This is a genomic window from Shewanella sp. ALD9, assembly GCF_002836315.1.
In the GTDB taxonomy this organism is placed as follows: Bacteria; Pseudomonadota; Gammaproteobacteria; order Enterobacterales; family Shewanellaceae; genus Shewanella.
Window position 1 is genome coordinate 62,507 of record NZ_PJCD01000044.1, and the last position, 13,467, is coordinate 75,973.

The 13,467-nt window shown below is 40.7% G+C and carries 13 protein-coding genes; 7 read left to right on the top strand and 6 right to left on the bottom strand.

All coding sequences use genetic code 11. The features are described 5' to 3' along the window. Nucleotides 1-213: 213 nt before the first annotated feature. Nucleotides 214-624, top strand: coding sequence for a hypothetical protein (locus CXF88_RS21160; RefSeq protein ID WP_101088737.1), 411 nt, complete (start codon nucleotides 214-216; stop codon nucleotides 622-624). Between the two features lie 28 nt (nucleotides 625-652). Here the strand turns inward: CXF88_RS21160 and CXF88_RS21165 are convergent, their stop codons facing one another. Continuing rightward, complete coding sequence (locus CXF88_RS21165) at nucleotides 653-1,135, bottom strand: prepilin-type N-terminal cleavage/methylation domain-containing protein (RefSeq protein ID WP_157822845.1); 483 nt, start codon at nucleotides 1,133-1,135, stop codon at nucleotides 653-655. A 173-nt stretch (nucleotides 1,136-1,308) separates the two neighbouring features. On the opposite strand from CXF88_RS21165, the gene CXF88_RS21170 reads away from it, so the two are divergent. Beyond that, nucleotides 1,309-3,129, top strand: a complete 1,821-nt coding sequence (locus tag CXF88_RS21170) for an ABC transporter transmembrane domain-containing protein (protein ID WP_182744283.1) — start codon at nucleotides 1,309-1,311, stop codon at nucleotides 3,127-3,129. 239 nt (nucleotides 3,130-3,368) lie between these two features. Here CXF88_RS21170 and CXF88_RS21175 read toward each other — a convergent pair whose 3' ends face one another. Then, nucleotides 3,369-4,967, bottom strand: coding sequence for an AMP-binding protein (locus tag CXF88_RS21175; protein WP_101088739.1), 1,599 nt, complete (start codon nucleotides 4,965-4,967; stop codon nucleotides 3,369-3,371). Nucleotides 4,968-5,427: 460 nt separating this feature from the next. On the opposite strand from CXF88_RS21175, the gene CXF88_RS21180 reads away from it, so the two are divergent. Then, nucleotides 5,428-7,983: a TonB-dependent receptor gene (locus CXF88_RS21180; protein WP_101088740.1), complete on the top strand. Its 2,556-nt coding sequence runs from the start codon at nucleotides 5,428-5,430 to the stop codon at nucleotides 7,981-7,983. Nucleotides 7,984-8,108: 125 nt separating this feature from the next. Here CXF88_RS21180 and CXF88_RS21185 read toward each other — a convergent pair whose 3' ends face one another. Beyond that, nucleotides 8,109-8,642 (bottom strand): thioredoxin family protein, encoded by a 534-nt coding sequence (locus tag CXF88_RS21185; protein ID WP_101088741.1) that lies wholly within the window; start codon nucleotides 8,640-8,642, stop codon nucleotides 8,109-8,111. Between the two features lie 134 nt (nucleotides 8,643-8,776). On the opposite strand from CXF88_RS21185, the gene CXF88_RS21190 reads away from it, so the two are divergent. Continuing rightward, on the top strand, nucleotides 8,777-9,394 hold the full coding sequence (locus CXF88_RS21190) for a LysE family translocator (protein WP_101088742.1): 618 nt from the start codon (nucleotides 8,777-8,779) through the stop codon (nucleotides 9,392-9,394). Nucleotides 9,395-9,589: 195 nt separating this feature from the next. Here the strand turns inward: CXF88_RS21190 and CXF88_RS21195 are convergent, their stop codons facing one another. Together CXF88_RS21195 and CXF88_RS21200 are read right to left on the bottom strand one after the other, a co-directional pair. Next, nucleotides 9,590-9,916 (bottom strand): DUF3144 domain-containing protein, encoded by a 327-nt coding sequence (locus CXF88_RS21195; protein WP_101088743.1) that lies wholly within the window; start codon nucleotides 9,914-9,916, stop codon nucleotides 9,590-9,592. Nucleotides 9,917-9,987: 71 nt separating this feature from the next. Further along, a complete protein-coding gene (locus tag CXF88_RS21200; RefSeq protein ID WP_101088744.1) occupies nucleotides 9,988-10,548 on the bottom strand; it encodes a prepilin-type N-terminal cleavage/methylation domain-containing protein in 561 nt (186 codons plus the stop codon). An 80-nt stretch (nucleotides 10,549-10,628) separates the two neighbouring features. On the opposite strand from CXF88_RS21200, the gene ung reads away from it, so the two are divergent. Then, nucleotides 10,629-11,291, top strand: a complete 663-nt coding sequence (gene ung, locus CXF88_RS21205) for a uracil-DNA glycosylase (RefSeq protein ID WP_101088745.1) — start codon at nucleotides 10,629-10,631, stop codon at nucleotides 11,289-11,291. Between the two features lie 138 nt (nucleotides 11,292-11,429). Here the strand turns inward: ung and ispB are convergent, their stop codons facing one another. Further along, entirely contained in the window at nucleotides 11,430-12,401 is a 972-nt protein-coding gene (gene ispB / locus CXF88_RS21210) for an octaprenyl diphosphate synthase (protein ID WP_101088746.1), read from the bottom strand. Nucleotides 12,402-12,804: 403 nt separating this feature from the next. Between ispB and rplU the strand changes: the two genes are divergently transcribed. Further along, a complete protein-coding gene (gene rplU, locus CXF88_RS21215; RefSeq protein WP_101088747.1) occupies nucleotides 12,805-13,116 on the top strand; it encodes a 50S ribosomal protein L21 in 312 nt (103 codons plus the stop codon). Nucleotides 13,117-13,132: 16 nt separating this feature from the next. Beyond that, nucleotides 13,133-13,387 carry a 50S ribosomal protein L27 gene (gene rpmA, locus CXF88_RS21220; protein ID WP_011638531.1) on the top strand — a complete coding sequence of 85 codons (255 nt, stop codon included), beginning with the start codon at nucleotides 13,133-13,135 and terminating at the stop codon, nucleotides 13,385-13,387. Nucleotides 13,388-13,467 lie beyond the last annotated feature (80 nt).

The following is a 13,467-nucleotide window of genomic DNA, read 5'->3' on the forward strand; positions in this document are numbered from 1 at the left end:
GCTAGTTTTATTGAATATCAAAGTTTCTCTGTTTAACTCGTGTTAAACGACATGTTGAATGTAGGATACAGAACAAGATGATATTGATTGTTAACTTTGAAACTAAAACCTAATATCACGAACATGATTGTACTGCAGAGATGATTGCTATTAATTGTACGGTTCAGTAACATCAATATACTGACTTAAAATAATGGTTTTCAAGGGATATTGATGAAAGGTGCTGGTGGAACGTCAGGTGGAATGGGTCAGTTCTTTATTGGGCTAGTGATGATGTGCGGTGGCTTTTATATGCTATTAAATGCCATTAAAGTGACAAGCTCATTTGGCTTTAGCAGCCATTTATATCAGCTTGGCGGCTTTGGGCTTACCAGTGGAATGGTGATGATACCCTTTATGTTTGGTGTTGGACTGATGTTTTATAATGGCAGAAACATACTTGGGTGGTTACTGACATTTGGCTCATTAGTGGCATTGATTTTTGGCGTGATAAGCTCGATTAATTTTAGATTTTCTTACATGAGTGCATTTGATTTAATCGTTATATTGGTACTTTGTGTGGGGGGGATAGGGTTGTTTTTACGTTCGCTAAAAGCGATTGAAAAACGTTACCCTGAGTCTTAATGTTATGGTTTTTTAAACCCATTGATGTCTAACATCCGCTTGTTTGAACATCTATAACAGGTCGTGCGGTGGCTGATGTTACTTGCCTGTAACGTAAATAACATGCAGCAACGCCCGCATCCTCTTTAATGACACCATGCCAATATACCCATGCAGTTATAGGCAATGTACTTTTGCGTTGTTGCCAATCACCTTCGGGAATATTCATTAGCATTGCAATACCAGCGGCTGTTCCATCGGGATAGCCATAAGCTAAGTTAACATTGACCCCATCAATATTAAGCGTCGTAGTCGCAAGTCTTTCTACACCAGCAATAGCGGCTTTTGAATAGGTTAACGTTGCAGCTGATTGCATTGCTGTTTCCATTCCTACCATGGTAGATACAATTGCATCTTTGCGTAAGCTAATGAATTTACTGCTCGCGACAACGGCCAATAAGGCCAAAATAATAATCACAACAACCAACTCTATTAATGTAAAACCGTGCGATGGTCTTACATTATTTCTCATACTATTTCTCATACTATTTCTCATCTTATTGCTCATGCTATTTTTCATGTTATTTTTTAGTCGATACTAGCATCATTTTTTCGGCGGTCGTAATCCTGCCGTGCCGGCGCCTTATTGTTAAGGCATCTACAATGTTGTGTTTTATTGGTACTATCAGAATATCTTAGTTATATATGCTGGTTAATACTGTGACGAATCCAACGACGACTTCAACTGAGTCAATATCTTCTGCTAAACCTCCTTTAAAACATTCTGTTCTACCTTGGATTTTACAATTTCTGTCTCCTTATCGTATGAAAGTAGTGGCGGCGATTGTATTTCTGTTTATTGGATCGCTGGCATGGTTATCGCTTGGCCAAGGTGTTCGGTTAATGGTCGATGAAGGATTTATTGCCGATAATGCAGGGCGATTGAATGAGATCATGTTGTTTATTATTGCTATTACAGCAATCAGTGGAACTGCGGTTTTCTGTCGTTTTTATCTGATGACTTGGCTTGGCGAGCGGGTCAGTGCGGATATTCGGTTACAGGTTTACAATCATTTATTATCGTTATCGCCAGCTTTTTTTGCGACTCAGCGTACCGGTGAGGTTATTTCACGTTTTACGGCAGACAGTACCTTGTTACAAAGCGTTGTCGGTTCAAGTTTATCTATGGCGTTGCGTTCAAGTGTGACCGTGATTGGTGGCATCGTTATGATGGCGTTTACCAGTGTTAAGTTGACAGCATTAGTGTTGTTAGCCGTTCCTTTGGTATTAGGCCCGGTGATCTTTTTTGGCCGAAAAGTCAGAACCTTGTCGCGTAAAAGTCAAGATAGGGTAGGCGATCTTGGTGCTTATATTGATGAAACCTTACATGAAATTCATACCGTGCAAGCGTATACCCACGAGGCTAAAGACCGCCAGCTATTTGCTGACAGAGTCGAGGCGGTAATGGATGTGGCTAAAGGCCGTATTATGTATCGTGCGCTGCTTATTTCAACGGTAATGTTTTTAAGCATTGCAGCAATTGCTTTTGTTACATGGATTGGGGCGCAAGATGTGATGTCTGGCAGTATCACCGGTGGTGAGCTGTCTGCATTTATGTTTTATGCCGTGATGGTTGCAGGTGCTGTAGCGACCATCAGTGAAGTGTTTAGCGAAATACAACGCGCCTCTGGTGCGGCTGAACGTTTAGTTGAATTAGTCAAAACGCCCGTTGATATACCTCAGCAAGTTGTACCAAATAAGTTATTGTTGCCTGTTAATGGCTTGCTCAGTTTTGATAATGTGTGCTTTGCTTATCCATCTGATCTGGGTCAAGACGTGATCCGCCAATTGTCGATGGACATTGCACCGGGAGAGCGAGTCGCGTTAGTGGGCCCAAGCGGAGCAGGCAAAAGCACCTTATTTGAACTGATGATGCGTTTTTACCAGCCTAAACAGGGGCGGATATTATTAGATGGTATTGATATTTCGACGCTGTCGTTGGCAGATTTACGCCAACAGTATGCTCTTGTGCCGCAAGAGTCGGTGATTTTTGCCATGAACGTACTCGATAATGTGCGCTATGGTCGCTTAGATGCTAGCGATGAAGAGGTGAAGCAGGCTTGCATTGCGGCTAAAGCGGATGAGTTTATTCGCGAATTTACTGATGGTTATTCGACTTATTTAGGTGAACGTGGCGTACGTTTGTCGGGTGGGCAAAAGCAACGTATTGCAATCGCAAGAGCGATTCTTGCTGACAGACCAATATTACTACTTGATGAAGCGACGAGTGCGTTAGACGCGATAAGCGAAATCAAAGTAAAACAGGCCCTCGATTCACTTATGGCCAAACGTACCACTGTGATTATTGCCCATCGTTTAGCTACCGTGATCAATGCAGACCGGATTTTCGTGATAGATAAAGGACAACTTATTGCCAGTGGTACTCACAACGAATTAATGGCAAGTAATGAGCTATATCGCGAATTTGCTAGTTTACAGTTATTGATGGATAACGAGCCGTCATAATGGTTACTGCTTGGTGCAGTGAGCGTGTCGTTGAGAAATAAAAAAAGATGCCGAAGCATCTTTTTTATTTTCGAATCAATTAACTGTTTCAAATGATGTTAATCGCAGTTTGATAAGCAGTTATTGTTCTGCATTGAGGTTAGTTGCATAGCGTTTTAAGCAAGATAATATCTACTCTACTAGCGCAGTTTTTTTCTTGCTTGTGAAGCTCTTACTTACGTAGCTCTTATAACGTAGCTCTATTTACGTAGTTCTCGACGCAAAATTTTCCCTACAGCACTTTTCGGTAATTGTTCAGTAAACTCAATAATGCGTGGCACTTTATACGCAGTCAGTTGGCTGCGGCAGTAATCATTAATCGCCTGTTTGACGGCCTCGATATCCGCTGGCGGCTGTTTTAATACAATCACGGCTTTTACTGCTTCGCCAGAACGTTCATCTTCAACCCCGACGACAGCACACTCTAAAACTAACTCATTAGTTGAAAGTACGTCTTCAACTTCATTAGGATAGACGTTAAAACCAGAAACAATAATCATGTCTTTTTTACGATCGACAATGGTGTGATAACCATCTTCGCTGGCAATGCCAATATCGCCAGTTTTAAAGAATCCGTCTTTTGTCATGACGTTAGCGGTTTCTTCTGGTTTATTCCAATACCCTTGCATAACTTGCGGACCGCGCACGGCAAGTTCACCAGCTTGACCGATAGCCACTTCATTATCATCCATATCGAGCACATGAACTTCAGTGCCCAATACCGGTTTACCAATAGTACCAAGGCGTTGATACCCTGGTGCGTTAAGGCTGACAACAGGAGATGTTTCAGACAAGCCATAGCCTTCTGAAATCATACATTGGGTGGTTTGTTGCCATAAGTTAGCTGCTGCACTCGTTAATGCGGTACCACCCGAAATGGTTATTTTCATTTTACTGAAATCTAAGGCTTTAAATTCCGGCTGATGACATAAGCCAACAAATAGAGTGTTTAAACCCGCAAACCCAGTAAATGGATAGGCTTTCATGGTATTGATTAGCCCTGCAATATCACGAGGATTAGGAATTAATACTGAGCAACTACCTGACTCAAAATACAGCACCAAATTAACCATAAATGCATAGATATGGTAAATCGGTAATGGCGCGACAAATACATCATGTCCTTCGGTCATGGTGCTAGCAATTCGTGATTTTACTTGACTAGAATTAGCCAAAAGGTTGCCATGATTGAGCATAGCGCCTTTTGATAAACCGGTTGTGCCGCCAGTGTATTGCAGAGCAATTAAATCATCATGGTTAGGTTTTATTGACTGATAAGGATGCTTAGCACCTTCAACGAGCACAGAGGTAAATGCCACTTTGTTAAAAGGGGTTTCTGGTTGAGGTTGCGGTTGAATAAGATCCATTGCGTGGGTCGAAATCACCAACTCTACTGTTGTTTTGTCGATCACGTTAGTTAATGTGGGTAGTAAATCCGACAATACGACTAAGGCTTTTGCCCCTGAGTCGTTAAATTGGTGAATGAGTTCACGCTCGGTGTACATCGGATTGGTATTGACTAGCACCATACCGGCTCGAATTACCCCATAAGCCGCAATCACAAACTGAGTAATATTAGGCAACTGTATCGCTACTCTGTCGCCAGGTTGCAATGAAGTGCTGTGTTGCAAATAACTGGCAAAATGGCGCGAGCCTTGTTCTATTTCACGAAAACTAGTGCTTTTCCCAAGACATGCATATGCAATATTGTCTGCATACTTGTCACAAGCTTTTTCGATCAAATCAACTATGGATGTGTATTGGTGTAAATCAAGTACTGAATCTGCATCATAAGCCATGCATACCACCTTAGATATTTTTTGGTTATTATTATAAATCAAACGTCCGTTTAGATTATTTTTACTAACCTACACGGGTCAATATCAATTGGCAAAGGTTCACTGAAATTGAATCAATATTAGATTACTCGTTTAATACATCACCATCAAAACACGATTTCTTGTGTAAACTAATGGTTACACTTGTGTTTTGTGTTGATTTAATTAAAAAAGTTTACTTCTAGTAAATAATTCGATATGTGATCTATATCACTAAAAATCAACTGCTTAGAGTATTTTTTTGTAAATTGCTATTTAGCGCTTACTTATTTATCCCAAAAAGTGTTAGCAATTGTTTTTCAATTGTTATAAAAATGTAGTTGAGATAGGGAGTATTTCGATAGGGATAGACGTGTTTTTCATTCATTTTGTGAGAAACATCGTCGACAAACAACAATAATAAGCAGTTGAGAACATAATAATGATGCAATCAAAAAAATCTAAATTTGGTATCAGCTCTTTGAGCTTAGCCATTTCATTTGCACTTGCCGGATCTGTAGTTAGCACTCAAGCATTCGCAGCCGATGAAGAAGTTGCAAAGAAAGAAAACGTTGAAAAAATCGCAGTCGTGGGTTCTCGTGCGGCACCTCGTTCAATTGGTGACTCACCAGTTCCAATTGATATCATCAGCAGTGATGATTTAAAGAAAAACGGTTCGACTGACATGATCGACATGTTAGTAACATCAGTGCCTTCTTTTAACTCTCGAGCACAACCTATTAGTGATGCTGCAACGCTAGTTCGTCCGGTTAACTTACGTGGTTTACCGTCTGACAGTACGCTTATTTTGGTTAACGGCAAACGCCGTCATCGTGCGTCAGTTATTGCTTTCCAAGGTGGTGGCATTAACGATGGTGCACAAGGTCCAGATATATCTGTTATTCCTGGTGTGGCATTAAAGCAAGTTGAAGTATTACGTGACGGAGCTGCTGCTCAGTATGGTTCGGATGCGATTGCTGGTGTAATGAACTTCGTATTAAAAGATGCTTCTGAAGGTGGTTCTATCACTGTCAGCCAAGGTGAATACTACGAAGGTGACGGCGCAGCAACCACAATTGACGGTAACATTGGTTTACCTTTGACTGATGATGGCTTTGTTAACATCAGTGCACAATATAAAACGGCAGATGCGACTAGCCGCAGTGTACAGCGTCCAGATGCAGCAGCTATCGCTGATGCGGGTAATACCTCAATTCTTAATCCAGCACAAACTTGGGGTAACCCTGAGATCAATGATGATTTTACTGTATTCGTAAACTCCGGTTTTGATATTAACGACAATACCCATTTGTATGCGTTCGGTAACGTGTCATCACGTGAAGCAACTGGTGGTTTCTATTATCGTAACCCACATAATCGCGGTAACGTTTATTCTGTAGATGGTGGTGAAACATTATTAGTGGGCGCTGTTAATGGCGATCAATCCACCTGTGGTGTCGTGCCTGCTAACGTGGCTAACGTGCTTAATACTCCTGAGTATCAAGCAATGGTTGCCGATCCTAACTGTTTCTCTATGAACCAAATTCGTCCAGGCGGATATACACCTCAGTTCACCGGTAAAATTGAAGACATGTCTTTCTTCGCTGGTGTAAAAGGCGAGTCTGGCGAGTGGATGTATGATGTGAGCGCTGGTACGGGTAGTAATAAAGCCAGCTTTGGTTTAAAGAACTCACTAAACCCATCAATGGGTTTAGATACACCAACTGACTTTGATACTGGTTCATACGAGCAAGTAGAAACAACTTTTAATGCTGATTTTAGTCGATTCGTTACTATTGGTAGCTTAGAAGACATTAGCTTTGCTACTGGTTTTGAATGGCGTGAAGAGTCATTTGAGATTGGTCAAGGTGATGAAGCTTCATGGATTGCAGGTCCTTATGCTGATCAAGGCTTCAACATTGGCTCACACGGCTTTAAAGGTTTTGGTCCAGAATCAGCCGGTAAAAATGACCGAAGCAACATTGGTGTTTATACCGATATTGAAGCGTATTTAACCGAAGACTTATTATTAGGCTTTGCACTTCGTTATGAAAATTTCTCTACTTTTGGTGACACATTAAACTACAAGTTAACAGCGCAGTATGTTGCAACCGATGAATTATCATTCCGTGCATCGCACAGTACTGGTTTCCGTGCGCCAACCGTTGGTCAAGAAAACGTAGTTAACACTCAAACATCGATTGTTAACGGTGACTTGATTCAAACCTTCATTGCTCCACCAACAAATCCATTAGCGGCTTTCTATGGTGGTGAAGTACTTAATCCTGAAGAGTCTGTTAGCTATGCAGCAGGTTTTGTATACCAATATGATAACTTGTTCCTAACTGTTGATTACTACAACATTGAAGTAACTGGTCGTATTGCACAATCTAGCCAAATTTCGGTTGAAGCTAGTGACTACGATGCATTACGTGCCGCTGGTGTTGAGTTCCCTGAGTTGATTTCTGCGGTAACCTTCTACACTAATGATTTTGACACAACGACTCAAGGTGTTGATGTTGTAGCGTCTTATACTACAGAAATGTTATCAGGTGATGCGAAATTCAGTTTAGCCTACGGTTGGACTGATACCAGTGTTGATAAATATGACCCTGAAACAACTGATGCAGGTAAAGTTCGTCGTTTAGAAGATGGTATTCCTGCACACCGTGCAACCCTTACCTGGGGCCAAAGCTGGGATGATTTAAGCATGTCAGTTCGTGGTAATATGTTTGGTGAGTACTACGCAACACACGCTGATGATACTTCTGATTGGGGTTCTGAGGTGGCAGATGCTGCTGTGACTATCGATCTTGAAGTGAGCTATGCGGTACTTGATAACTTAACGGTATCAGTTGGCGCAAACAATATCTTCGATCAAGAAGCGCAGAAGCTAAAAGATGGCACTCTGGGTGAATTAGGTGCGGTGTACTACGAAAGTGGTCCATTTGATTACAACGGTGGTTTCTACTACGGCCGTGTTAATTATCGCTTCTAAGCGTTAGCGGCATTCAATAACTAAATCAATAACTAAAAAGACTGCTTCGGCAGTCTTTTTTATTGTGAAAGTTTTCTAGGCTTTTTGCTTGAAGATTACATATTCTGTTTTGAAGATTAAGAGTCTTACTTGACGACTAAAGCTAATGCTCGATACACATCGTCGATAATCAGCGCTTTGGGCAACTCAATGCCTTCTGGGTAAGACGGGGCATAGATTTTATTAAACGGCGTGCCAGCAACTGCCTGTTGCCCCATATACTGTTCAATGACGGTATCGGCTTGAGTCCAATTACCTTGCATGAGAATAATGTGTGGTTGGTTTAATTTATTTACGACTTGTTCGCGATGAAGTACGTTGGCTTTATTTGTTTGGCAGGGAACACACCAGTCGGCTGTAATATCAACAAACACAATATTGCCTTGTTTAACATAGGCGGCAATTTTTTCAGGTTCAAGTGGTTGCCAATTCAATGTTTGATATGCCTGATAGTTTTCACCTTTATTAACAAACGCAATGATCCCCGCAAAACAGATCCCCATCAAAATGAGCATGACTATCACTAAGGTCGGAATCGATTTACCTTTTATTTTAGCCCAAATCAATATTACTACGGCAATAAAAATAACCAAGAGTAATATCAGCATTAATGTCGTCATAGGTTTCCTCTGTAAATACGTTATTATACTCATCCATATAAGTGACGATACATTAACAACGCATACTTAACTGGTTGTTAAAATGTATTTTTGCAAAATATTAATAACTGGATAGTTGCAAATAAAGGAGTGTTATGACGTTAAGTGCTTGGCTGGGATTATTAGCGATATGCTGTTTGGGTGCCATGTCTCCAGGCCCGAGTTTAGCCATGGTAGTGAGGCATACACTCAGTGGTGGAAGATTACACGGCATAGTATGTGCTTGGGCGCATTCAATTGGTATCGGTGTGTATGCGCTGGTGACTCTATTGGGTTTGGCTGCAATATTAAAAGCATCACCATTAATGTTTAATGCCATTGCGATAATCGGAGCAATTTACTTAGCTTGGATGGGTATTCAAGCGCTTGGTTCCAAAGGCGGGATGCAGCAAAAATTAGCCGCTGGGGAAGCCACTAGTTTATGGATTGCAGCTCGTGATGGACTCGCTATTTCACTGCTTAACCCTAAAATATTATTATTTTTTCTAGCCTTATTTAGTCAGTTTGTCTTGGCAGCACAAACGACCACTGGCCAAGCATTGATTGTATTTACCCCGCTAATTATTGATGGCTTGTGGTATACCGTTATTGCATTCGTGTTATCACATTCTGCTGTATTACCTAAGTTACGAGCAAAGGCAAAACTGATTGATAGGCTCTCAGGTATTGTATTAATTTTGCTTTCTATTAGGGTTATTTACACGTTGTTATAGTACTGGCATCTACTCGGTTAACCGTGATTAATTATGTTGTTTATGCATAGGTCTAGTTGTTAAAGCGAACAGCGACAATAGTATGCGGTGAGCGGGGAGTGTTAAATGTGCTTTATTTTAAAAAGTAATCCCCACCAGATGTCCGGTAGGGATTATTGATTAACGGCTAATTATCAGTGACGTTGTTAGCGAATGCTAGGCACCTTTGAACATTTGTACGCTATCATCGCTTTTCTGCTCTTGTTGCGGTGCTGCTACAGGAGGATTAGCAATATGATCTTCTAAGTTTTCTTTTAACATGGCTTTAAATTCATCAGAAAACCAAGCTAATGCATGATCTTTTTCAGCGGCAAGATCAGCTGATTTAATTGAGGCTTCGAACGCATTAAAGCGTGCTGAAGCAAATCTCATTGCCGTACCCACTTTACCAATATCATTTTCTTGTTGGCTTAGTTGATTGGCTAGGGCAATAAATTGGTCAGCTATTTGATACATTGTTAATTCTGTTTTGGCTTCAGACATCAGATCCACTTTTTTGTGAGTTAATTTTCCATTGAGTGTAACGTCTTTATTGGAAAATATCAGGTAAAAAATTAGCTATTGGGATCTGAATCTACCAAGACTTGGCCGTTACGTGAGTCATAATATATCGACATAAGTGATAGCAAGTTGTAGTTATATCGGCATTGATCTGGATTGATATATTCGGCTTGGTAATCAGATGAACCTTTATCGGTACTGATAGAAACGCTTGGACCATCCTGCAACAGAGTCGGCCAGACTGAAAGGCAGTCATTAACATTATTCAGCCTTGGAGAGGCTTCGTAAGGTGGATAATTTTGCGCAGGATAGCCCCATTGGTTCATATCCAGTTCGCCATCGGTTCCGGCTTGACTGAAAATTGCTAAATTATCTGCTGGGCCTGAATACCCCATCGCGGCCCATTTTAAATGAGCCAAGGTTATTGCTGAAGAAAATGCCCCGCCAGTTGCTTTTACACTGGCTATTTTAGCGTCTTGGCCTAAATCGATGAATTTAGGCAAAGCGATAATTGCGATGATCCCAAGTATGATAATAACAACGACAAGTTCAATAAGGGTAAAACCGTTATTAGCAGTGCTTTTGTTATTATGTAATGGCATCATATTATTCATAAGGGTGATTAATCTGTTAATAGTAAACTAAAGACTAAGCAGTTCACAAATTTGTCGTTTTCATTTAAGGAATACATCGAATGACTTCCCATTGGCAAGAGCTGTTTGAGCAACAACAATCGCAGGCATATTATCAACATTTGCAACACTTTATAGCCTCACAAAGAGCCGATAATAAAACTGTTTATCCGCCTGATGATGAAGTATTCGCGGCTTTTGATTTAACACCGCTGTCAGAGGTTAAAGTCGTGATACTGGGGCAAGACCCTTACCATGGACCTAATCAAGCTCATGGGCTTTCTTTTTCGGTTAAAAATGGCATTAAACCGCCACCATCACTAGCGAATATCTATAAAGAGTTAACCAATGATATTGAAGGCTTTGTGACTCCCGAACATGGCAATTTAACCTCTTGGGCTAAGCAAGGCGTTTTATTATTGAATACGGTATTAACGGTAGAGCAGGGGTTGGCTCATTCACATGCTAAATCTGGCTGGGAGACATTTACTAATAATGTATTGCAGCGATTAAACCAACAATCTTCGCCGATTATATTTGTGTGTTGGGGTAATCATGCTATCAAGAAAGGTCATCTGATTACGGCTGCGCATCACCATGTATTGAACGGCCCACATCCATCGCCATTATCTGCTTACCGAGGCTTTTTTGGTTGCGGTCATTTTTCAAGCATTAATCAATTATTAATTGAACAAGGCAATTCAGCCATAAATTGGCAAGTTTGATCATAAAAAAAGGTGTGAATTGAGTATTCACACCTTTTTTATGCATCAACATCAACATCAACAATGAATTCATGATTGATTGTGGTAGTTACTCACTAATTGTTACTCACTACTGTTAATTACTATTAACTGCTGCAACTAACTGCTGCGATTAACTGACAAATGAGCTAACGAAATGAGTGCTTGCTTGTAGTTACTGTCAGGAAAAACACTGAGTGCATCTATGGCCTTCTGTGCTTCTGCTTGAGCTTTATCCTGAGTATAAACTAATGCGCCAGACTCCTCTAACGCCACCAAAATTTCATCAATTGCTTTGGTGCCATCACTTTGCTTAATTGCATCTCGAATGAGTTTTTTAGCCGTGTCAGATCCGTTTTCCATGGCATAAATTAGCGGTAATGTTGGTTTGCCTTCAGCAAGGTCATCACCGATGTTTTTACCTAGTTCGTCAGCGTTAGCAGTGTAATCCAGTAAATCATCCGTTAATTGAAAAGCTGTGCCGAGGTATTTACCGTAATCAGCTAATGCTTGTTCTTGCTCAGCGCTCACATTGGCTAAAACACCGGCTAACTGAGTTGCCGCTTCAAACAATTTTGCGGTTTTACAGTAGATCACCCGCATGTAGTTTGCTTCGGTGGTATCAGGGTCATTACAGTTCATCAACTGTAAAACTTCACCTTCGGCAAGTACGTTAGTGGTATGGGCAAGGACTTGCAGTACTTTCATGTTATCGAGCTCGGTCATCATTTGAAATGAACGAGTATATAAAAAGTCACCTACTAGTACGCTAGCACTATTACCAAATAAGGCATTGGCGGTTTCACGGCCGCGACGCAATGTCGACTCATCAACAACATCATCATGTAACAAAGACGCAGTATGGATAAACTCGATGATCGCCGCGAGTTTAAGGTGATGTTCACCTTGGTAGTCAACGGTCCGTGCGGCTAATACTGATAATAACGGACGTAAACGCTTACCACCGCCATTGATAATGTAAAAGCCTAATTGATTAATTAGGGCTACATCAGATTCAAGTTGTTTATATATCAGCTGATTGACTGCTTGCATATCAGTGTCAGCCAGTTGACGAATGGCGTTTAAATCCATAATAGTCTCTGGTTGTTGGGCGACAGGCTTGCACCCTTAATTAGTCATATCGAATTAGAGCGCATATCTTACAGGATATCAGTGCTATTTTTCAAAGTATGTATTTCCACAATTGAACATACAGAATCCTGATTTTACGATAGTTAGTAGGATTCTGACCAATTTAATTATAAAACTTAGGTATAAATTAACATGGTCATGTTAACTAAATTTTAAAGAAGGCACATTAGCTATTAATGAATAGTGTGCAGTGATGAGGTCTTTTTTATTTGATAGTGAATTAAGACTTGCCTGATGATAATTCTTCGCGTAGAATCCGCGCCCATTGTCATTAAAAGTTTTTTAGCACCTAGTCTCGTCAATAATATGAGTTAGTGTGTTAGTCATTTGGAGTAAAATAGCCATGTATGCTGTTTTTCAAAGTGGCGGAAAGCAACACCGTGTTGCTGAAGGTCATACAGTTCGTTTAGAAAAATTAGAAGTTGCTACTGGTGAAACCATAGAATTCGATCAAGTTTTGTTGATCGCTGATGGTGAAACAGTACACGTTGGAGCTCCTTTAGTTGCTGGCGGTAAAGTCGTAGCTGAAGTAGTTGGCCACGGTCGCGGCGAAAAGGTAACTATTATCAAGTTCCGTCGTCGTAAGCATCACGATAAGAAGATGGGCCACCGTCAGTGGTTCACTGAAGTTAAAATCACTGCGATTAGCGCATAATTTAGGAGTCTAACTCATGGCACATAAAAAAGCTGGCGGTAGTACTCGTAACGGCCGCGATTCGGAAAGTAAACGTCTTGGTGTTAAGCGTTTTGGTGGTGAATCAGTTCTAGCTGGTAACATTATCGTTCGTCAACGTGGTACTAAGTTCCACGCTGGTGTAAACGTAGGTATTGGTCGTGACCATACTTTGTTTGCATTAACAGACGGTAAAGTAAAGTTTCAAGTTAAAGGTCCTAATAACCGTAAGTTTATTAGCATCGAAGCTTAATTCTTTCTAAGCTAGATCTCGAAAGCCCTGCCTATGGTGGGGCTTTTGTGTTTTTTATATCATTAAACTGTTATTGATAG

Excerpts from the sequence above, each read along its gene's own strand:
- CXF88_RS21160 (WP_101088737.1), top strand. The coding sequence starts at position 214 with ATGAAAGGTGCTGGTGGAACGTCAGGTGGAATGGGTCAGTTCTTTATT.
- CXF88_RS21165 (WP_157822845.1), bottom strand. The coding sequence starts at position 1,135 with ATGAGAAATAATGTAAGACCATCGCACGGTTTTACATTAATAGAGTTG.
- CXF88_RS21170 (WP_182744283.1), top strand. The coding sequence starts at position 1,309 with ATGCTGGTTAATACTGTGACGAATCCAACGACGACTTCAACTGAGTCA.
- CXF88_RS21175 (WP_101088739.1), bottom strand. The coding sequence starts at position 4,967 with ATGGCTTATGATGCAGATTCAGTACTTGATTTACACCAATACACATCC.
- CXF88_RS21180 (WP_101088740.1), top strand. The coding sequence starts at position 5,428 with ATGATGCAATCAAAAAAATCTAAATTTGGTATCAGCTCTTTGAGCTTA.
- CXF88_RS21185 (WP_101088741.1), bottom strand. The coding sequence starts at position 8,642 with ATGACGACATTAATGCTGATATTACTCTTGGTTATTTTTATTGCCGTA.
- CXF88_RS21190 (WP_101088742.1), top strand. The coding sequence starts at position 8,777 with ATGACGTTAAGTGCTTGGCTGGGATTATTAGCGATATGCTGTTTGGGT.
- CXF88_RS21195 (WP_101088743.1), bottom strand. The coding sequence starts at position 9,916 with ATGTCTGAAGCCAAAACAGAATTAACAATGTATCAAATAGCTGACCAA.
- CXF88_RS21200 (WP_101088744.1), bottom strand. The coding sequence starts at position 10,548 with ATGAATAATATGATGCCATTACATAATAACAAAAGCACTGCTAATAAC.
- ung (WP_101088745.1), top strand. The coding sequence starts at position 10,629 with ATGACTTCCCATTGGCAAGAGCTGTTTGAGCAACAACAATCGCAGGCA.
- ispB (WP_101088746.1), bottom strand. The coding sequence starts at position 12,401 with ATGGATTTAAACGCCATTCGTCAACTGGCTGACACTGATATGCAAGCA.
- rplU (WP_101088747.1), top strand. The coding sequence starts at position 12,805 with ATGTATGCTGTTTTTCAAAGTGGCGGAAAGCAACACCGTGTTGCTGAA.
- rpmA (WP_011638531.1), top strand. The coding sequence starts at position 13,133 with ATGGCACATAAAAAAGCTGGCGGTAGTACTCGTAACGGCCGCGATTCG.